Source organism: Pseudomonas sp. Snoq117.2 (assembly GCF_900110545.1).
GTDB classification, from domain to species: Bacteria; Pseudomonadota; Gammaproteobacteria; order Pseudomonadales; family Pseudomonadaceae; genus Chryseomonas; species Chryseomonas benzopyrenica.
Window position 1 is genome coordinate 38,448 of the sequence record NZ_FOED01000005.1, and the last position, 18,934, is coordinate 57,381.

Below are 18,934 nucleotides of genomic sequence, written 5' to 3' on the forward strand. Positions count from 1 at the left end.
GGCTAAGATGCCGGCTTCGGATTCAGGTCGGGCCAGCCGTATGAGCCTCCACACGCCTTCGAGCGATCAGCCAGCCTCCGGCGATCTGCGCCAGTACGAGCGCCAGACGCTGGAAAGCCTTGCCACCGGCCTGCCCCTGACCCAGGTGCTGCACACGCTGCTGCAACGGGTGGAGGTCCTGGCCCAGGTCCGCCTGCACGCCTGCATCCTGTTGCTCAGCGAGGATGGCCGTTATCTGCAGGACGGCATCGCGCCGAGTCTGCCGGACGCCTACAGCCGCGATCTCGGGCGGCTGGAGATCGGCCCGCTGGCGGGTTCCTGTGGCACCGCCGCCTACCGCCGGGAAGCCGTCTATGTCGAGGACATCGCCGGCGATCCGCTGTGGGCCGGCGCGCGCGACCTGGCGCTGCGCTATGGCCTGCGGGCCTGCTGGTCGATGCCACTGTTGGCCCTGGACGGTCGGTTGCTGGGCACCTTCGCCAACTATTTCCTCGAGCCGCGGCGCCCGCTGGCCGCCGAGCGCGACGCCTTCCGCCTGGTCACCGAGACCGCCGCCCTGGCCATCGAGCGCCATCAGGCGGATCTGCAGCTGCGCGAGAGCGAAGATCACTATCGGCACCTGGTGGAACTCAATCCCCAATACACCTGGACCTGCGATCCCAGCGGTCAGCACATGGTCTTTTCGCCGCGCTGGCAGCAGCTGACCGGCCAGCCGATGCTGGAAGCCGATAGCTTTTGGACGGTGGTGCATCCGGACGATCGCCAGGCGACCCGGCAGGCCTGGGACGTGGCGTGCAGCGCCGGTCAGGCCTACGACCGCGAACACCGGGTGCGGGTGGCGGATGGCAGCCATTGCTGGCTGCGTACCCGTGCCTATCCGCGCCGCGATGCGGCGGGCGCCGTGATCCGCTGGTACGGCACCAGCGAAGACATCGATGACCGTCGCGAGGCCGAGGAGGCTTTGCGCCGCGAGCGCGCCACCCTGGAGGTCCAGGTGCAGGCGCGTACCGCCGAGCTGGAAGAGACCAATCGCCAGCTGCGCGAAGAGATGCAGAATCGCGCCCAGGCCGAGGAGCTACTGCGCCAGGCGCAGAAGATGGAAGCCGTGGGGCAGCTCACCGGCGGCATCGCCCATGACTTCAACAACTTGCTGGCCGGCATCCAGGCCAGCCTGGATCTCCTGCGCCGCCGCCTGGCGCCGGAGGTCCTGGCCGGGGTCGGCAACCTGCTCGACACCGCCACCCAGTCGGTAGGGCGGGGCGCCAGTCTCACCCATCGGCTGCTGGCCTTTTCCCGGCGCCAGACGCTCAATCCCCAGGCGGTCGACGTTGCCCGGCTGATCGGCGACTTCCAGGAGTTGTTGCTGCACAGCCTGGGGCCGCAGATCCGCTGCCAGCTCGAGCTGGACGCCGGGCTCTGGCCGGTCGACGCCGATCCGCACCAGCTGGAAAACGCCCTGCTCAATCTGGCCATCAACAGCCGCGATGCCATGCCGGCGGGGGGCACCCTGACCATAGGTGCGCGCAACTGGGTGCAACCTGATGCCAACCCGGCGCTGCCAGCAGGCGACTATCTGCTGATCGAGGTCGACGACGATGGCGTGGGCATGGCGCCGGAGGTGCTGGAACGAGTCTTCGAGCCCTTCTTCACCACCAAGCCGGTGGGCCAGGGCTCGGGCCTGGGGCTGTCCATGATCTATGGCTTCGTCCGCCAGTCCCGGGGCCAGGTGAGCGTGACCAGTGCGCCAGGACAGGGCTGCCGGGTGAGCCTGCTGCTGCCGCGTCATCCGGCCCCGCCGATCCGCGCGCCGCTTGCGCTCTCCAGCGCCACGACCGACCGTGCGCTACCCAGCGTCCGGGTGCTGCTGGTGGAAGACGACGCGGTCATCCGCGCGTTGCTGGTGCAGCTGTTCGTCGAACTGGGCTGGCGGTATCGCGACGCCGTCGATGCCGAAGCGGCCCTGGCAGCGCTGCGCGAAGGCGAAGGCTTCGACCTGTTGATCACCGATGTCGGGCTACCGAGACTGAACGGCCGCTTGCTGGCCAATGCGGCCCGTACCCTCAGACCGCAGTTGCCGATCCTCTTTATCACCGGTTATGCGGCGGGCAACGCGCCACCCGTGCCCCTGGTCGGCGAGCGGATGGCCGTGCTGGGCAAGCCCTTCACCCTGGAGGTCCTGGTCGACCGGGTACAGGAGCTGCTGGGCAAGCCCGAAACCCTGGAAGGTTGAGCGCTAGCCGCCAGCGCCGAACAGCGCCCGACGACCCTCGGGCGAGGTGAAAAGGGCATCGCCGTTGTGACCGACGCCCGGCACCTCCACCAGCGGCTGGCGCAGCTCCGGATGACGGCCCTGCAGGTAACGGTAGTAGTTCAGTCCGCGGGCCAGGCGATAGGGGCCCTGGGCCTCGGCGGCGCAACCCTTGTCCAGCGCCGGATGGTTGGGGTCGGTGTCCTCGGCGCCCAGCAGGTAGGTGACGTCGAGCTCCGCATAGTGCTGCTCCAGGCTGGCCGCCGGGCGTCCTTCGGCATAGGCCGGCAGGCCCTGCATGCCGTATTTCCAGGTGTCGAAATCCGGGCAACTGGCCGCGCCGGCGAAGGGCACGGGTTGGCCCTGGGCATCCGGGCGACGCGCATCGAAATAGGCATAGGACGACGGATTGGCCACCACGTATCTCAGGCGGATGCCCGTGGCGGCGAGGGCGCGCTCGCCGTGGCCGAGCACGGCGTAGCGCTGCACCACCTGGCCACCGCCGGAATGCCCGGCGATCACCACCTCCTGCAGATTGGGCAGGCGCTGGCGGTCCGCCAGGCGGGCGAGCAGGGCGTCGAACACGGCGAAACTGCTCAAGGGTTGCGGGCCCAGGGCGGGCTCGCCGCCCATCCAGGCATTGCCCTGCCAGCGCAGCAGGTCGTCCGGCAGCCGATGCCGGTGGACGTCCTTTTCGTTGAGGAACTGCGGAGCGATCACCAGGGTGTCCGCCGCGGCGCCGGCCGCCGCCGTGGCCGTCTCGCCGGAACGGAAATAGGTGGCGGCGTTGCGCAGGCGACCATGGACGATCACCAGCGCGCGGCGAATTTCCGGGTGCGGCTGATTCCAGTCGGTGGATAGCTGCAACGCGGCCTGCGCCTGACCGAGTGGCAAGCGGTCGCCGACGATACGGGCGACCCCCTCAAGAGGCGCCGCCAGGGCGGAGCCCCAGGCCAAGGCCAGGCACAGCGCGAGCAGGCGACGCATGCGGATTCTCCCGGGGGATCAGAGCGCCTTGGCGGCGAAGGTGTCGCAGCTCTCCACCTTGCCACTGTCGAAGCCGGTGCGGAACCATTTGACCCGCTGCGCGGAGCTGCCGTGGGTGAAGGAATCCGGTACCACGCGACCCTGGGACTGGCGTTGCAGGCGGTCATCGCCAATGGCGTTGGCGGCGTTCAGCGCCTTCTCCAGGTCACCCGGCTCCAGCCAGTTCAAGCGCTTCTGGGCGTCGTTGGCCCAGACCCCGGCATAGCAGTCGGCCTGCAACTCCAACCGCACCGACAACCCGGTGGCGCCTTCGGTGGGGATACCGCGACGGCGCGCTGCTTCCATCTTGTTGGTGGTGCCGGTGAGGTTCTGCACGTGGTGGCCGACCTCGTGAGCGATGACGTAGGCGCGGGCGAAGTCGCCGTCGGCGCCGAAGCGCTGCTGCAGTTCCTGGAAGAAGGTCAGGTCCAGGTAGACCTTGCTGTCCACCGGGCAATAGAAGGGGCCGCTGGCCGCGGTGGCGCCACCGCAACCGGATTGCACCTGGCCGTTGAACAGCACCAGCTTGGGCGGCTGGTACTGCTCGCCATGGGCCTGGAAGATGCGCGTCCAGGTGTTTTCGGTCTCGCCCAGCACCACGCGGACGAAGTCCACCTGGCGATTGTCGGCCGGGGCGGTGGTCTCCTGCTGGCTGGGCGCGCTCTGGCCGCTGAGGCTGATCAGGTTGCCGAGGATCTGCGTCGGACTCTGGCCGCTGAGCAGGCCGAACACCACCACCAGGGCCACGCCACCCAGGCCCAGGCCGCCGCCGATCTTCATGCCGCGTCCGCCGCTGGCCTGTTGCACGTTGTCGCTACGTTGTCCCTTGTCCCACTGCATGGCGCTTGCCTCCTGATCTTTGCTATCGCTAAGACCGCAGGTCACAGCAAAAATGCGTTACCGGAAATGACAACGCCCGCGACGGGCGCGGGCGTTGTCAGCGGAGCGGAGCGCGGGATCAGGCCGCGGTCTGGCCCTGCTTGAGGCTCTGCATGTCGATCACGAAGCGATACTTCACATCGCTCTTGAGCATGCGCTCGTAGGCGTCGTTGATGTCCTGGATGGCGATCTGCTCGATGTCCGAAACGATGCCGTGCTTCGCGCAGAAGTCCAGCATCTCCTGGGTCTCGCGGATGCCGCCGATGAGCGAGCCGGCCAGCTGGCGGCGCTTCATCACCAGGTTGAAGACGCTGGGCGCCGGGTGCGGCTCGGCGGGTACGCCGACCAGGGTCATGGTACCGTCCCACTTGAGCAGGGTGAGGAAGGCGTCCAGGTTGTGCGGCGCGGCCACGGTGTTGAGGATGAAGTCGAAGCTGTTGGCGTGCGCGGCCATCTCGTCTTCGTTCTTCGACACCACCACCTCGTCGGCGCCCAGACGCAAGGCGTCGTCCTTCTTGTTGGCGCTGGTGGTGAAGAGCACCACGTGGGCACCCATGGCGTGGGCGATCTTCACGCCCATGTGGCCAAGGCCACCCAGACCGACGATGCCGACCTTCTTGCCCGGGCCGACCTTCCAGTGGGCCAGCGGCGAGTAGGTGGTGATGCCGGCGCAGAGCAGCGGCGCCACGGCGGCCAGGTTCTCGGTGTGGCTCACCTTGAGCACGAACTTCTCGTTGACCACGATGTGGTCGGAGTAGCCGCCCTGGGTGTTTTCGCTGCCACCGTAGAGGTTGCCGTTGTAGGTGCCGGTGAAGCCGTTCTCGCAATAGGACTCTTCGCCGGCATCACAGGGCGCGCAGTGCTGGCAGCTGTCGACCATGCAGCCGACGCCGACGCTGTCGCCGACCTTGAAGTTCTTCACGTGGGCACCGACCGCGGTGACGGTACCGACGATCTCGTGGCCGGGCACGGACGGATAGAGGGTGTTGTTCCACTCGTTGCGCGCGGTGTGCAGGTCGGAATGGCAGACGCCGCAGAAGAGGATGTCGATCTGCACGTCGTGGGCGCCGGGTTCGCGCCGCTCGAAGGAGAAGGGCGCCAGGGGCTGGTCGGCGGACTGGGCAGCGTAGCCTTGGGCTTGGCTCATGAGATACCTCATCTAGATGGTGGAACTGCAGGGTGGAGCGGGGCGGCCAGGCGGGCATGGCCAGCTAGCAAACCGTCGATCCTGCGCAGCCAGGCACGGCGGCACCAATCGATCGTCTCGATATCGGTCATGCCGCCCATCGATGGAACTCATGGGCGGGCAGGGCACGAGGTCTTACGACCGGGGTGCCAGAGCAGATGTTCCCGCCCTTGCCACGGCCCGCCGTCGACCGGTCGTGCCTAGCGGGACAGCCTGGGCGCCACGGTGGGCAACAGCCGGGTGGCCAGGTGATCGAGCAGCAGCCGGACCCGTGGCAGGGTCTCGCGACTGCGTGGCCATACCAGGTTGATCGGCGAGCCCTCGACGCCATGTTCGGGCAGCACATCGACCAGGGCGCCACTGGCCAGGTGCGTGCCGATCAGCCAGGTCGGCAACTGGGCGATGCCATGGCCGGCCAGGGCGGCCAGCACCTCGCCTTCGCCATCGCCTACCACCAGGCGTGGCTGGAAGATCCAGCGTTCGCTGTCGCCCGGCTGCTCGCCGCGGAACTGCCAGGGGCTGATCAGGCCGTCGGCCTGGCGAAAGCCGATGCACTGGTGCTCGACCAGGTCGGCTGGGGTCTGGGGTCGGCCATGCTGGGCGAGATAGGCCGGGGCGGCGCAAAAGACCTGGCGCTGGGTGCCCAGGAAGCGATGCCCCAGGCTGGCTGGCCAGGCATCGGAGCCGCCGATGCGCACCAGGATGTCGATGCCCTCGTGGACCGGATCGACGAAGCGATCCGACAGCGACAGATCCGGTTGCAGCAGGGGGTAACGATGCAGCAGCTCCAGGATCAGCGGCAGTACGTGCAGGCGGCCATAGGAGGCGGGCAGGTCGATGCGCACCCGGCCATGGGGCTCGCCGTCCTGCGCGGTCAGCCCCAGCTCGGCCTGTTCCAGCTCGGCCAGCACCCCGGTGCAGGTGCGATAGAAACTGGCGCCGGCCTCGGTCAGGCGCAGACGGCGGGTGGTGCGCTGGAACAGCCGCACGCCCAGTCGGCTTTCCAGTCGCGCCACGCTCTTGCCGATGGCCGAACCGGTGAGGTTGAGGCGCTCGCCGGCCGCGGTGAAGCTGCCGAGATCGGCCACGGTGACGAAGACGTCGAGGCCCTTGAGGCGTTCAGAGGAATACAAGGCTGGCTTCCTATTATGGAATCTGATTCCTATTAAATAGGAATTTATACCCAGGATACGCCGTTAATTCTCCAATAGGCTGGAATCAACCCTGAGACAAGGCACTCCCTTATCTACAGCGCCTGCACTGCCGCAGGCCCCTTTTCTTCCCTATCTGGAGGTTTCATGCGCAAGGGCACCGCTCTTATCGTCGGCGTCACCGGCATTTCCGGCTACAACCTGGCTCATACCCTGGTGGCCTCGGGTTGGACCGTCTATGGTCTGGCCCGCAAACCCGTGGCCCAGGAAGGCGTCATCCCGGTGGCCGCCGACCTGCTCGACGCCGAGTCCACCCGCCAGGCCTTGGCCGGCCTGCCGATCAGCCACGTGTTCTTCTGCACCTGGACCCGCCGTGACACCGAGAAGGAAAACGTCGAGGCCAATGGCGCCATGATGAACAACCTCTGCCAGGCCCTGGACGGCGCGCCGCTGCAGCATCTGGCGCTGGTCACCGGTACCAAGCATTACTTGGGCTCCTTCGAGGAATACGGCAGCGGCAAGGCCGAGACGCCCTTCCGCGAAAGCGAGCCGCGCCAGCCCGGTGCCAACTTCTACTACACCCTGGAAGACATCCTCTTCGCCGCCGCCGAGCGGCACGGCTTCGGCTGGAGCGTGCACCGCTCCCACAGCATGATCGGCCAGGCCAAGGGCACCAACGCCATGAACATGGGCCTGACCCTGGCGGTCTACGCCTCGCTGTGCAAGGCCACCGGCCAACCCTTCGTCTTTCCCGGCTCCCGTACCCAGTGGGACAGCCTGACCGACGTCACCGACGCCGGCCTGCTCGCCGAGCAGCTGGAGTGGGCGGCCCTGGCGCCGGCGGCGCGCAACCAGGCCTTCAACACCGTCAATGGCGACGTCTTCCGCTGGCGCTGGCTGTGGAGCGAGATCGCTGCCTTCTTCGACCTGGAGCCGGCACCCTATCCCGAGCAGCCCATGCCGCTGGAAGCACGGATGAAGGACACGGCCCCGGCGCAGTGGCGCAAGCTGGCCGAGGAACATGGCCTGGTGGAGGCCGATGTCGACAAGCTTGCCTCTTGGTGGCACAGCGACGCCGACCTGGGCCGCGAGATCGAGTGCCTCAACGACATGACCAAGAGCCGCGACCTGGGCTTCTTCGGCTATCGCGACACCCGCGCGAGCTTTCTCGACCTCTTCACCCGCCTCAGAGCCCAGCGCCTGATTCCCTGAGTCGCTCTGGATCGCCGGTTCCCGTGAACGCGGGCAGCCGGCGGTTTTCATAGGCCATTCCCGGGGCGCAGAATGCGCTTTCCTGTCGCAGGATGCGCTCCCATGCTCGAAACCCTCGCTGCCTTCGTTCCCGCCTTTAGCCCTCTCGACTGGCTGTTCATCGAAGCCATCGTGGTCCTGGCCTATCTGATCTTCGGCGTGGCCGGTTTCGGCAGTGCCCTGGTCGCCGGTCCCTTGCTCACCAGCTGGATGCCGCTATCGCGCATCGTGCCCTTGCTGGTGATGCTGGATTTCCTCGCGTCCTTCCACAACTGGCTGCCGGATCGCCGCGCCATCGCCGGGCGCGAACTCAGGCGATTGCTGCCCATGCTGCTGCTCGGCGCCGCTCTGGGCACCTACCTGCTGATGCGCACCGATGCCCGGCTGCTGATGCTCTGGCTGGGGCTCTTCGTGGTCGCCTATTCCACCTACAGCCTGCTCACGCCCAAGGGCTTTCGCCAACTGGCGCCGGCCTGGTCGATCCCGGCGGGCGGCGTCGGGGGCCTGTGCGGCGCCCTGTTCGGCAGCGGCGGCTTTCTCTATGCGCTCTATCTCAATGGCCGCCTGGAAGACAAGAACGCCATCCGCGGCACCCAGAGCTTTCTCATCGGCTGCAGTGCCTCCATTCGCATCGTCCTGCTGCTGATCGCCGGCGCCTACAGCGACGGCAGCCTGCTGCTCTTGGCCGTCTGCCTGCTGCCCGCCATGCTGCTCGGCGGCTGGATCGGTCGCCACCTGCAGCGGCGCCTGTCCCGCGAACGCTTCACCCGCCTGGTGACCTGGCTGGTGCTGGTCTCCGGCGTGACCCTGATCGGACGGTATCTGGCGGGGTAGTCAAGTCATCCTGGGCGGAAGACTCGTAGGTTGGGCTGAGACAGCTCTATCGTCGAAGCCCAACGTTAGACCAAACCCTGGACTGTTGGGCTTCGCTGCGCTCAGCGCCAACCTACGTCGGCTTGCCAGGGTGCCGTAGGTTGGCGCTGAGACGGCTCCATCGTCGAAGCCCAACGTCAGACCGCACCGTGGACTGTTGGGCTTCGCTGTGCTCAGCGCCAACCTACGTCGCTGATCGCGGCCATGGCTGCGATGCGCTCGAACGTCGTAGCGAGGAAAACCGCCGGCGTTTTCCGCGCGATGCTTCAACGGCGGGAACTCCCCATCCCTCATGGCTCTCCGCTCTAGAACACCAACAGCGGAGAACCCTCCATGCTGACCTCCCTTCAGGCAGGCGTCTTGGACGTGACCTATCAGGTCCAAGGACCGGAAAATGGCCCGCCGGTCCTGTTGCTGCACGGCTTTCCCTACGACATCCACGCCTACGCCGAGGTGACCGATGAACTGGTCGCCGCTGGCTGCCGCGTCTATGTGCCCTTTCTGCGTGGCTACGGCGCCACCCGCTACCTGAGCGCCGACACCCCGCGCTCCGGCCAGCAGGCCGCCCTGGCCCATGACGTCCTGGCGCTTCTCGATGCCCTGGGCCTGGAGCGGGCGACCCTGGCTGGCTATGACTGGGGCGGTCGCGCCGCCGGTATCGTCGCCGCCCTCTGGCCCGAGCGGGTCGCGGGGCTGGTGCTGGGCGACGGCTATCCGATCCAGGACATCGCCACTGCCGCTACCCAGCCCGGTTCCCCGGAGGCGGAACTGCGCTATTGGTACCAGTACTACTTCCACGGTGAGCGAGGTCGGGCCGGCCTCGCGGAACATCGCCGCGACTTCTGTCGACTGCTCTGGTCACTGTGGTCGCCCAGCTGGCACTTCAGCGACGCCACCTACGCGCTTACCGCCGCGGCCTTCGACAATCCCGATTTCGTCGACACCGTGATCCACTCCTATCGCCACCGCTACGGCTTGGCGCCGGACGATCCAGCCTATGCCGAGACCGAGCGCCGGCTCGCCGCGCAGCCGCCCATCAGTGTGCCCACCACGGTCTTGGCCGGCGCGGACGACGGGGTGACCCCGGTGCAGGGCGAGGCTGCCGTGGCCCGGCATTTCCGCGGACCCTTCCGCTACGAGGTGGTACCCCGCTGCGGCCACAATATCCCCCAGGAAGCCCCGGCCGCCTTCGCCGCCGCGGTAAGGGAACGGCTGCCGTAGGTTGGCGCTGAGACGGGTCCATCGTCGAAGCTCAACGCCGGACCGCGCCCTGGACTGTTGGGCTTCGCTGCGCTCAACGCCAACCTACGTCGGCTAGCCAGACCGCACCTTGGACTGTTGGGCTTCGCTGCGCTCAGCGCCAACCTACGTCGGCTCACCAAGCTGCCGTAGGTTGGCGCTGAGACAGCTCCATCGTCGAAGCCCAGCGGATGCGACTAAGCCAAGGTGGTGAAAACGCTGCCGCCTTGGCGTGCGTATTCGAGGCTACCGCCCCAACACCTCCGGGTTGGCGACACCCGTCGGTTCACCCGCGAAGAAGCCCACCAGGTTGGCGAAGGCCTCGCCGAAATAGAGCTCGTAACTGTGCTTTTCCACATAGCCCAGATGCGGCGTGCAGAGCACCTTGGGGTGGGCGAGCAAGGGGTCATCCGGTGCAACGGGTTCCTGCTCGAAGACATCCAACGCCGCCTGGCCGGGATGACCTCGTTCCAGCGCCGTGAGCAGGGCGCCGGGTTCGATCAGGCCGGCGCGGGCGGTGTTGACCAGTAGCGCGCTCTTTTTCATCCGCGCCAGGTCCTCGGCGCGCACGCAGCCGCGGCTGCGCTCGCTGTATCTGAGGTGCAGGCTGATGACATCGGCCTCGGCGAAAAAGGCCTCCTGGCTGGCGGCCGCGCGATGGCCGTCGGCTTCGGCACGGGCGCGCGAGGCCTCGCTGCCCCAGACCAGCACCGGCATGCCGAAGGCCTGGCCGTAGCGCGCCAGGCGCTGGCCGATCCTGCCATAGCCCCAAATACCGAGGATCTGTCCATCCAGCCGCTCGCCCAGATTGACCTGCCAGCGCCCGGCATAGAGGGCGTCGATGGCCGGCTTGAGCCGGCGGCGGGCCATGAGGATCAGGGTCCAGGTCAACTCGGCGGTGGAGACCGGCGAGCCACTGCCTTCGCAGACCACCACGCCCTGGCGAGTGCAGGCGGCCACGTCGAGATGGGCGGTGGCCTTGCCGGTCTGGCTGATCAGCTTGAGCCGCGGCAGGTGCGCCAGCAGCTCGGCGTCGATACGGGTGCGCTCGCGGGTCAGCACCAGGGCATCGGCATCGCGGAAGCGCTCCACCAGCACCTGGGGATCGCGCTCGGCGTCGTGATAGAGCGTCACCTGGTGCCCGGCGCGCTGGAGCAAGGGATAGCAATCCAGGGTTTCGACGACGTGCTGGTAGTCGTCGGGGATGACGATATGCATGGCGGGCTCCGTTGTTGTTCTGAACCGCCAGTGGAGCACCTGCAAGGTCCTCCGACAAGCTCGGGCGCCGCTGAGACCGCTTCACCGTCAAAACCCAACGTTCAGAGCCTAATAAGGAATCACCAGCGGCGTGCCCGCCAGGGGATTCTCGATCACCGCGCACCTGAGGCCGTACAGCGCCTCGATCAGCTCGGGGGTGACGATCTCCGCCGGCGGGCCCTCGGCGAGGATGCGGCCGGCGCGCAGGGCGATGATGTGGTCGGCGTAGCGACAGGCCTGGTTGAGGTCGTGCAGTACCGCCACCAGGGTGCGGCCACCCTCCCGATTGAGACGGCAGAGCAGCTCCATCAGCTCCACCTGGTGGGCGATGTCCAGGTAGGTGGTGGGCTCGTCGAGCAGCAGCAGCGGGGTCTCCTGGGCCAGTGCCAGGGCGATCCACACCCGTTGGCGCTGGCCGCCGGACAGGCTGTCCACCGCCCGCTCGGCCAGTTCCAGGGTATTGGTGGCTTCCAGGGCGTGCTGCACCGCGCGCTCGTCGGCATCCGTCCAGCCGGCGAAGGCCTGGCGATGGGGATGGCGCCCGCGGGCCACCATGTCGCTGACCAGGATGTCGTCCGGCGCCACCGCGCTTTGCGGCAGCAGGCCGATACGGCGGGCCACCTCGCGGGTCGGCAGGTCCTGGATCAGCCGACCGTCCAGACGCACCTCGCCGGCGCTGGGGCGGATCAGCCGCGCAAGGCTGCGCAGCAGGGTCGACTTGCCGCAGCCGTTGGGGCCGATGATGACGGTGAAGCGGCCATCGGGCAGCCGCACATCGAGGTCGGCGCAGATCGGCTGGCCGCCGTAGCCCACGGTAAGGCCGTGAGCGACGAGGCGGCTGGAGGGGGCGTCTTGGCTCATGAGGTCCGCCGCCATTCGCGGCTCAGCAGGAAGATCAGATAGAGGCCGCCCAGGGCGCCGGTGAGCAACCCGACCGGAATCTGGAAGGGCGCCAGCAACCGCTGGGCCAGCAGATCGGCCAGGGCGGTGAGGCAGGCGCCGAGCAGGGCGGGGGCGAGGATACCCAGATCGGCGCTGCGGGTCAGGCGACGGGCCAGTTGGGGCGCCGCCAGGGCGACGAAGCCGATGGGGCCGGCGGTGGCGATGGCCAGGGCGGCCAGGGCCACGGCGACGGCCAGCAGCAGATTCTGGCTGGGCAGCACGGCCAGGCCCAAGGCGCGGGCCAGGTCGTCGCCCAGCTCCAACAGGCGCAGCCGCCGCGCCAGCCAGGCGGCCAGCGGCAGGAGCAGCAGGCAGCCGGCGAGCAGGGTCAGGGTGCGACTCCAGGTCAGCATGTCGAGGCTGCCGAACAGCCAGAGCCGGGCCTCCTGGGCTTCGTCCAGCTCGGCGCGGGTCAGCAGGTATTCGTTGAGCGAGGCGAGCAGAGCGCTGATGGCGATGCCCAGCAGGATCATCCGCTCGCCGCGGATGCCGGCCAGGGCGGCGAGTCCGGCCACCAGTACCGCGGCCAAGAGACCGCCGCTGAGGGCGCCCAGCATCAGCGCCGCGCCGCCCAGTTGCAGCCACAGCAGGGTGATCAGGGCGCCACTGGCCGAGCCGACGGTGAACCCCACCAGATCCGGACTGGCCAGGGGATTGCGCGCCAGCCGCTGGAAGATGGCGCCACTGGCGCCCAGGGCCGCGCCGACGCCAAAGGCCGCCAGCAGCCGCGGCAGGCGCAGATCCAGCAGGATCAGACTGGCCAGAGCATCACCCTGGCCCATGAGGGTAGCGACTACCCGGTGTGGCGTCGGGGCGAAGGCGCCGCCGCTGAGGGTCAGGGCGCAGATGCCGATGGCCGCCAGCCCGAGCAGCAACAGGCAGGCCTTGAAGCGCGCCGAGCGGCGGGGGGCGAAGCGATGACGACTCAAGGGCGCACCCGCCGGGCGGAACGGATGATCAGCGCGAGCAGCACCGGGGTGCCGAGCAGGGCGCAGACGATTCCCGCCTCCAGCTCCCCTGGCAGGGCCACGCGGCGGCCCAGGGTATCGGCCAGCAACAGCAGATTGGCTCCGGCCAGGGGCGCCAGCGCCAGGATCCAGCGCCAGTCGGCGCCAACCAGCAGGCGCAGGGCGTGGGGCACTACCAGGCCGAGAAAGCCGATGGGTCCGGCCACCGCAGTGGCGGCGCCGCACAGCAGCACGATGGCGACGAAGGCGAGCAGCCGCAGTTGTCCGGGGCGGGCGCCGAGAGCGCGACCGAGGTCGTCGCCCAGGGCCAGGGCATTGAGCCGGCTCCCCAGGGGTAGGCCCAGCAGCAGGCCGATCAGCAGCAGCGGCAGGATGCCGAGGGCGCCACCCGGCGTCTGGCCGCTCAGGGCGCCCACCGCCCAGAAGCGGTAGCTGTCGAACACCGCGCTGTCGAACAGGGTGATGATGCCGGTGCAGGCGTTGAGGCTGGCGCTGAGGGCGATACCGGCCAGGATCAGTCGCAGCGGCTGGCCACGGGGCGGGGCGCTGCCACCGAGCAGATAGACCAGGCCGGCGGCCAGGGCCGCCCCCAGCAGGGCGCAGGCCAGGCGCGTCGGGGCGTCGTCCAGCCCCAGCAGCGACAGCCCGGCCACCACGGCGAAGGCCGCCCCGGCATTGATCCCCAGCAGTCCGGGGTCGGCCAGAGGATTGCGCGTCAGCGCCTGCATCAGGGCACCGGCCAGGCCCAGGGCCGCACCCACCAGCAGTCCGAGCAGGGTGCGTGGCAGACGCAGCTGCCAGAGCACCACGGCCTCGGTGGAGTCATCGGGCGCGACGAGCAGGTGCAGGATCTGCGCCGCCGACAGCGACCGCGCCCCTATGGCCAGACTCGCTACTACCGCCAGCGCCAGGATGATCAGCAGCAGGACCAGCACCAGGCCACCGCGGGCGGCGGATGCCCGTTGCGCAAGGGGAGCGGGGCGGGCCGGCGGGGTCATGTCATCCCCAGGGCGCCGGCGACCGTGCCGATCACCTGGCGGGCGGCGAGGGGCCCGGCGTTGAGATAGAAGGCGTCGGTATCCACGCGAACGGCCCGGGACTGACGCACCGCAGTCAGCCGCGGCCACAGCGGTTGCCGCGCCAGACTGGCCAGGGCAGTGCCCTGTTCGGCATAGAACAGCCAGTCGGCGTCGGCCAGATCCAGCAGCTCGGCGCTGACATCCCGCGAGGTGCCCTTGAAGCGCTGCGCCGCCGGGCGGGTCACGCCCATGGCCTGCAGCAAGCCGCCGGCAAAGGAATCCACGCCCATCAGGCGCAGTCGGGCGCCGCTGGAAAACAGTAGGGAGGCGGAGGGCGGCTGAGTTCCCAGGCGCTGCGTCATGCCGGCGAGATCCCGATCCAGCTCCGCCAGCAGGCGCTCGGCCTGCTGGCGCCGCCCCAGGGCATCGGCCAGCACGAGGAAGTCCGGCCGCCAGTTGCCACCGGTACCGCGCGCCACCACCGTGGGGGCGATGCGCGAAAACAGCTCCAGACCGCCGGCCTTGAGCACGGTGCGATTGAGCACGATCAGATCCGGCGCCAGGCGCGCCAGGGCTTCCAGATCCGGTGCCTGGCGACTGCCCAGATCGACCATGGCGTCCAGCTCCGTCGCGCGGCTGGCGAGGGCGGTGCGCAGATAGCCGGGTGCCAGTTCGCGATTGTCCACCCGGGTGGTGCCGGCCGGGATCACGCCCAGGCTCAGAGCGGCGTCCAGCTGGCCGGTGGAGATCACGGCCACCCGCTGGGGTTGGCGTGGGATAAGGGTGCTGCCCACCACATGCTCCACCTGCCGCGGGAATTCACCATCCGCCGCCGACGCACGCGCGAACACCCCTGCGGGCAACCCGGCGAGCAGGGCGCTACCGGCGGCGAATCGAAGAAGGGCGCGACGATCGAGCATGACGGAGACTGGCTGAAGACCGAAAGAGGCCCGCCAGGCGGGCCGAGGCCCCACGGCGGGGCGGCTAGGATAGAGCATCATTACGGGGCTGGCATTCTTTACCCCCTCTCCCGCTGGGAGAGGGCTGGGGTGAGGGCAGGCCGCTGGCTTAGAAGCTCACCGTGGCACTCAGCCGCGCCGTCCGCGGCTCACCCACGGCCACCTGCAGCGGGCTGTTGGCGCTCGAAGGGTAGTATTCCTTGTCGAACAGGTTATCCACGTTCAGCTGCAGCCGGGTCTGGTAGCCGGTCACCGGCAGGTCCCAGCGCAGGAAGGCATCGGCCACGGTGTAGCTGCTCAGGTAGAAGCTGTTGGCCGCATCGCCGGCGCGCTCGCCGACGTAGCGCGCGCCGCCGCCGAGGTGCCAGCCACCGAGGTTGGAGGGGACCAGCAGGTGGTGGGTCAGATAGAGACTGCCGCTGTGCTCGGGTGCCTGGGTCAGGCGATTGCCCTCGTTGCTGGGATCATCGAGCACCTCGGTGTGATCGTAGGCATAGGTGGCAATCATGTCCCAGCGCTCGGCCAGATGGCCGGTGAGGTCCACTTCGAGGCCCCGCGAGCCGACTTTACCGGCGGCTTCGCTCACGCTCACACCCGCCACGTTGCTGGTGGTCACCACATTCTTCTTCTGGATGTCGTACAGCGCCACGTTCAGATTCAGACCAGGCGTCAGGTCGTATTTGGCACCCACCTCGAAGCTGCGGCCTTCTTCGGGATCGAAGGTGTTGCCGCGGTCGTCGACGGTGGTGTTCGGCACGAAGGATCGACTGTAGTTACCATATAGCGACAAGGTATCGGTGGCCTGGAACACCAGGCCGGCCAGCGGCACCACGGCGTGATCGCGCTTGTCCAGATTGACCACATGGGTGTTGCCCAGGCCCTGGGCAGCATACTGGTCGAATTGCTGATAGCGCCCGCCGAGGACCAGGATCCAGCGGTCGTTCAGGTGCCAGTTGTCCTTGAAGTACAGGGAGGTCGAGTCCAGGTCGCTGTCCTGATCGCTCTGGGCGGCGCTGAGCAGGCTGGGCGCCGCCAGGTTGCCGTACACCGGCGCGAAGATATTGATGTTGCGGCGTGAGGCCGTGTTGTTGCGGTAGGTTTTGCCGCGGTACTGGCTGCTTTCTTCGTGATCGATACCCACCAGCAGCTCGTGGCGCTGGCCGAACAGCTCCTGGCGGCCGATGAAGTCCCAGCTGGTGTACTGGGTTTCATAGTCGTAGTCGGCGCCATTGCCCGCGCGCAACAGATTGCCGTTGGCAGCCAGCGAGATCGGCTGGGCGAAGTCCAGGCTATAGCGGTCGTTGTTCCAGGCATAGGTCAAACGGGTCTTCCAGTCATCGCTGAGCTGATACTCATAGCGCGCACTGGCGGTCTCGGTGATACCGCTCGTTGAGGCCCACTTCTCGTCCAGGCGCTTGTTGTAGTCGACGTTGGCCGGATGCCCATTGACGAACACCGTCCCGCGATCCACCGGGCCGCTGTAATCGTTGTAGGAATAGGCCAGGGTCAGGCTGGCGCGCTCGCCGGTCCAGGACAGCGACGGCGCCACCAGACTGTGCTGATCCACCCCGTAGTTGCGCCAGTAGTCCTCGCTCTGGCGTTCGGCGATCAGCCGATAGGCGAAACCGCTGTCACCCAGGGGGCCGGTGGTGTCGACGCCGAGATTGCCGCCGCCTTCGCTGTAGGCCGAGCCGCTCAGGGTGGTGCGTTGCTGGTACTGCGGCTGCTTGCTGACCACGTTGATCAGGCCGCCGGGCTCCAGGGCGCCATAGAGCAGCGAGGCGGGGCCCTTCAGGACCTCCACGCGCTCGGCGGTGGCGTCGAAGTTGTGCGACAGATTCGAGCGCACCCCATCGCGAAAGATGGAGCCGTCGGCGTTGCTGCCGAAGCCGCGTTTGACGAAGGCATCCTTGGTCCCGGCCAGGGTGTTGCCCTGGGTCACGCCGCTGACGAATTTCGAGGCGTCGTCCAGGGTCCGCACCTCGTAGTCCTGGATCAGCTGCGGGGTCACGGTCTGCACCGACTGCGCCTCTTCCCTGATCGGCACATCGCTCTTGCTCGCCGTGGAAGCGGTAGCCGCCCGATAGCTGTCGTCCGCCTCGCTGGCCGTGGCGGAAATGTCCATGGGGGCGAGGCTGGCGTTTTCCGCGGCCAGCACGCCCGAACTGGTTGCCAGGGCCAGGGTGCTGAAGGCGAAGGGCGCGAAACGGCGAAGGGCTCTGGGCGGCGTGTTCAAGGGCGATCTCGGCAGGGGCGGGTAAAGTGGCGGCGATTCTATGTTGATAGTCATTCTCACGTAAATCGAATCCTCTTACCGTTGGTGTCCGAGTGCGTTGCCGCCCATCCCCAAGCGCAGGTATAATGTCGCGCTCCTAAATTTTCCCGCCCGGGAGCGCCCGCCATGCTGCGCATCAGCCAAGAAGCCCTGACGTTCGACGATGTTCTCCTCATCCCCGGCTATTCGGATGTCCTGCCGAAAGACGTCAGTCTCAAGACCCGCCTGACCCGTGGCATCGAGCTGAACATTCCCCTGGTGTCCGCCGCCATGGACACCGTGACCGAGTCCCGTCTGGCCATCGCCATGGCCCAGGAAGGCGGCATCGGCATCATCCACAAGAACATGACCGTCGAGCAGCAGGCCGCGGAAGTCCGCAAGGTCAAGCGCTTCGAAGCCGGCGTGGTGAAGGACCCCATCACCATCGACGCCGACGCCAGCGTGCGCGACCTGTTCGACCTGACCCGCCTGCACAACATCTCCGGCGTCCCGGTACTGTCCGGTCGTGATCTGGTCGGTATCGTCACCTCCCGTGACGTGCGCTTCGAGACCCGTCTCGACGTGCCGGTGCGCGAAGTCATGACCCCCAAGGATCGCCTGGTCACCGTGCGCGAAGGCGCCGACAAACAGGAAGTCCGCGAGCTGCTGCACAAGCACCGCATCGAGAAGGTGCTGATCGTCGACGAAGCCTTCGCCCTCAAGGGCATGATGACCGTCAAGGACATCGAAAAGGCCAAGGCCTACCCCAACGCCAGCAAGGACGACGCCGGTAGCCTGCGCGTCGGCGCGGCCGTCGGTACCGGTGCCGAGACCCCCGAGCGCGTGGCCGCTCTGGTCGCCGCTGGCGTCGACGTCATCGTCGTCGACACCGCCCACGGTCACTCCAAGGGCGTGATCGAGCGCGTGCGCTGGGTCAAGCAGACCTATCCACAGGTACAGGTCATCGGCGGCAACATCGCCACCGCCGAAGCCGCCAAGGCCCTGGCTGACGCCGGCGCCGACGCGGTCAAGGTCGGCATCGGCCCGGGCTCCATCTGCACCACCCGCATCGTCGCCGGTGTCGGCGTGCCGCAGATCTCCGCCATCGCCAACGTCGCCGCCGCCCTCGAAGGCACCGGCGTCCCGCTGATCGCCGACGGCGGCATCCGCTTCTCCGGTGACCTGTCCAAGGCCATCGTCGCCGGTGGCTACTGCGTGATGATGGGCTCCATGTTCGCCGGTACCGAAGAGGCCCCGGGCGAGGTCGAGCTGTTCCAGGGCCGCTCCTACAAGTCCTACCGCGGCATGGGCTCCCTGGGCGCCATGTCCCAGACCCAGGGCTCCAGCGACCGCTACTTCCAGGATTCCGCCTCCGGCGCCGAGAAGCTGGTCCCCGAGGGCATCGAAGGTCGCGTCCCCTACAAGGGCCCGCTGGCGGCGATCATCCACCAGCTGATGGGTGGCCTGCGCGCCTCCATGGGCTACACCGGTTGCGCCACCGTCGAGCAGATGCGCACCAAGCCGCAGTTCGTGCGCATCACCGGCGCCGGCATGGCCGAATCCCACGTCCACGACGTGCAGATCACCAAGGAAGCGCCCAACTACCGCGTGGGCTGATTTCCAACCTGTTTCTACGTTGCGATTCGGGGCTGTCTTACAGCCCCGAATCGTCTGAACCTAGC

Annotated in this window: 15 protein-coding genes; 5 read left to right on the plus strand and 10 right to left on the minus strand. The window is 67.9% G+C overall.

Going from position 1 to position 18,934, the window contains the following annotated elements; translation table 11 throughout:
- The first annotated feature begins 40 nt into the window (after positions 1 to 40).
- On the plus strand, positions 41 to 2,230 hold the full coding sequence (locus tag BMZ43_RS14140; protein ID WP_093254469.1) for a hybrid sensor histidine kinase/response regulator: 2,190 nt from the start codon (positions 41 to 43) through the stop codon (positions 2,228 to 2,230).
- A 3-nt stretch (positions 2,231 to 2,233) separates the two neighbouring features.
- On the opposite strand, the gene BMZ43_RS14145 is transcribed toward BMZ43_RS14140, so the two are convergent.
- The 4 genes from BMZ43_RS14145 to BMZ43_RS14160 form a co-directional block, all read right to left on the minus strand.
- The gene (locus BMZ43_RS14145; protein WP_093254472.1) at positions 2,234 to 3,235 is read right to left on the minus strand and encodes a hypothetical protein; all 1,002 of its coding nucleotides are present in this window, start codon (positions 3,233 to 3,235) and stop codon (positions 2,234 to 2,236) included.
- Between the two features lie 18 nt (positions 3,236 to 3,253).
- A complete protein-coding gene (locus BMZ43_RS14150) occupies positions 3,254 to 4,114 on the minus strand; it encodes a KPN_02809 family neutral zinc metallopeptidase (protein ID WP_017638621.1) in 861 nt (286 codons plus the stop codon).
- A gap of 118 nt (positions 4,115 to 4,232) precedes the next feature.
- Entirely contained in the window at positions 4,233 to 5,300 is a 1,068-nt protein-coding gene (locus BMZ43_RS14155) for an NAD(P)-dependent alcohol dehydrogenase (protein WP_064309378.1), read from the minus strand.
- Positions 5,301 to 5,539: 239 nt separating this feature from the next.
- Complete coding sequence (locus BMZ43_RS14160) at positions 5,540 to 6,472, minus strand: LysR family transcriptional regulator (RefSeq protein ID WP_017638619.1); 933 nt, start codon at positions 6,470 to 6,472, stop codon at positions 5,540 to 5,542.
- Between the two features lie 165 nt (positions 6,473 to 6,637).
- Here BMZ43_RS14160 and BMZ43_RS14165 point away from each other — a divergent pair, with 165 nt between their 5' ends.
- From BMZ43_RS14165 to BMZ43_RS14175, 3 genes are all read left to right on the plus strand, one after another.
- Positions 6,638 to 7,702 (plus strand): SDR family oxidoreductase, encoded by a 1,065-nt coding sequence (locus BMZ43_RS14165; protein ID WP_017638618.1) that lies wholly within the window; start codon positions 6,638 to 6,640, stop codon positions 7,700 to 7,702.
- A gap of 102 nt (positions 7,703 to 7,804) precedes the next feature.
- On the plus strand, positions 7,805 to 8,575 hold the full coding sequence (locus BMZ43_RS14170; RefSeq protein WP_064309376.1) for a sulfite exporter TauE/SafE family protein: 771 nt from the start codon (positions 7,805 to 7,807) through the stop codon (positions 8,573 to 8,575).
- Between the two features lie 372 nt (positions 8,576 to 8,947).
- Positions 8,948 to 9,835: an alpha/beta fold hydrolase gene (locus tag BMZ43_RS14175; protein ID WP_064309375.1), complete on the plus strand. Its 888-nt coding sequence runs from the start codon at positions 8,948 to 8,950 to the stop codon at positions 9,833 to 9,835.
- A 264-nt stretch (positions 9,836 to 10,099) separates the two neighbouring features.
- On the opposite strand, the gene BMZ43_RS14180 is transcribed toward BMZ43_RS14175, so the two are convergent.
- The 6 genes from BMZ43_RS14180 to BMZ43_RS14205 all read right to left on the minus strand — a co-directional run bounded on the left by BMZ43_RS14180 (position 10,100) and on the right by BMZ43_RS14205 (position 17,234).
- The gene (locus tag BMZ43_RS14180; RefSeq protein WP_093254475.1) at positions 10,100 to 11,071 is read right to left on the minus strand and encodes a D-2-hydroxyacid dehydrogenase family protein; all 972 of its coding nucleotides are present in this window, start codon (positions 11,069 to 11,071) and stop codon (positions 10,100 to 10,102) included.
- Between the two features lie 108 nt (positions 11,072 to 11,179).
- The gene (locus BMZ43_RS14185) at positions 11,180 to 11,986 is read right to left on the minus strand and encodes an ABC transporter ATP-binding protein (protein ID WP_093254477.1); all 807 of its coding nucleotides are present in this window, start codon (positions 11,984 to 11,986) and stop codon (positions 11,180 to 11,182) included.
- Positions 11,968 to 12,981 (minus strand): FecCD family ABC transporter permease, encoded by a 1,014-nt coding sequence (locus BMZ43_RS14190; protein ID WP_093254479.1) that lies wholly within the window; start codon positions 12,979 to 12,981, stop codon positions 11,968 to 11,970. Before BMZ43_RS14190 ends, BMZ43_RS14185 begins: the two co-directional genes overlap by 19 nt.
- Positions 12,978 to 13,955 (minus strand): FecCD family ABC transporter permease, encoded by a 978-nt coding sequence (locus BMZ43_RS14195; protein ID WP_093254883.1) that lies wholly within the window; start codon positions 13,953 to 13,955, stop codon positions 12,978 to 12,980. Before BMZ43_RS14195 ends, BMZ43_RS14190 begins: the two co-directional genes overlap by 4 nt.
- A 59-nt stretch (positions 13,956 to 14,014) precedes the next feature.
- Positions 14,015 to 14,959 carry an ABC transporter substrate-binding protein gene (locus BMZ43_RS14200; protein ID WP_093254481.1) on the minus strand — a complete coding sequence of 315 codons (945 nt, stop codon included), beginning with the start codon at positions 14,957 to 14,959 and terminating at the stop codon, positions 14,015 to 14,017.
- Between the two features lie 148 nt (positions 14,960 to 15,107).
- A complete protein-coding gene (locus BMZ43_RS14205; RefSeq protein ID WP_093254483.1) occupies positions 15,108 to 17,234 on the minus strand; it encodes a TonB-dependent siderophore receptor in 2,127 nt (708 codons plus the stop codon).
- 165 nt (positions 17,235 to 17,399) lie between these two features.
- Between BMZ43_RS14205 and guaB the strand changes: the two genes are divergently transcribed.
- On the plus strand, positions 17,400 to 18,869 hold the full coding sequence (gene guaB / locus BMZ43_RS14210) for an IMP dehydrogenase (protein ID WP_093254485.1): 1,470 nt from the start codon (positions 17,400 to 17,402) through the stop codon (positions 18,867 to 18,869).
- Positions 18,870 to 18,934: the final 65 nt, after the last annotated feature.

What these genes read in the sequence shown, in the direction of transcription:
- BMZ43_RS14140 (WP_093254469.1), top strand. Translation starts at nt 41, where the DNA reads ATGAGCCTCCACACGCCTTCGAGCGATCAGCCAGCCTCCGGCGATCTG.
- BMZ43_RS14145 (WP_093254472.1), bottom strand. Translation starts at nt 3,235, where the DNA reads ATGCGTCGCCTGCTCGCGCTGTGCCTGGCCTTGGCCTGGGGCTCCGCC.
- BMZ43_RS14150 (WP_017638621.1), bottom strand. Translation starts at nt 4,114, where the DNA reads ATGCAGTGGGACAAGGGACAACGTAGCGACAACGTGCAACAGGCCAGC.
- BMZ43_RS14155 (WP_064309378.1), bottom strand. Translation starts at nt 5,300, where the DNA reads ATGAGCCAAGCCCAAGGCTACGCTGCCCAGTCCGCCGACCAGCCCCTG.
- BMZ43_RS14165 (WP_017638618.1), top strand. Translation starts at nt 6,638, where the DNA reads ATGCGCAAGGGCACCGCTCTTATCGTCGGCGTCACCGGCATTTCCGGC.
- BMZ43_RS14170 (WP_064309376.1), top strand. Translation starts at nt 7,805, where the DNA reads ATGCTCGAAACCCTCGCTGCCTTCGTTCCCGCCTTTAGCCCTCTCGAC.
- BMZ43_RS14175 (WP_064309375.1), top strand. Translation starts at nt 8,948, where the DNA reads ATGCTGACCTCCCTTCAGGCAGGCGTCTTGGACGTGACCTATCAGGTC.
- BMZ43_RS14180 (WP_093254475.1), bottom strand. Translation starts at nt 11,071, where the DNA reads ATGCATATCGTCATCCCCGACGACTACCAGCACGTCGTCGAAACCCTG.
- BMZ43_RS14185 (WP_093254477.1), bottom strand. Translation starts at nt 11,986, where the DNA reads ATGGCGGCGGACCTCATGAGCCAAGACGCCCCCTCCAGCCGCCTCGTC.
- BMZ43_RS14200 (WP_093254481.1), bottom strand. Translation starts at nt 14,959, where the DNA reads ATGCTCGATCGTCGCGCCCTTCTTCGATTCGCCGCCGGTAGCGCCCTG.
- guaB (WP_093254485.1), top strand. Translation starts at nt 17,400, where the DNA reads ATGCTGCGCATCAGCCAAGAAGCCCTGACGTTCGACGATGTTCTCCTC.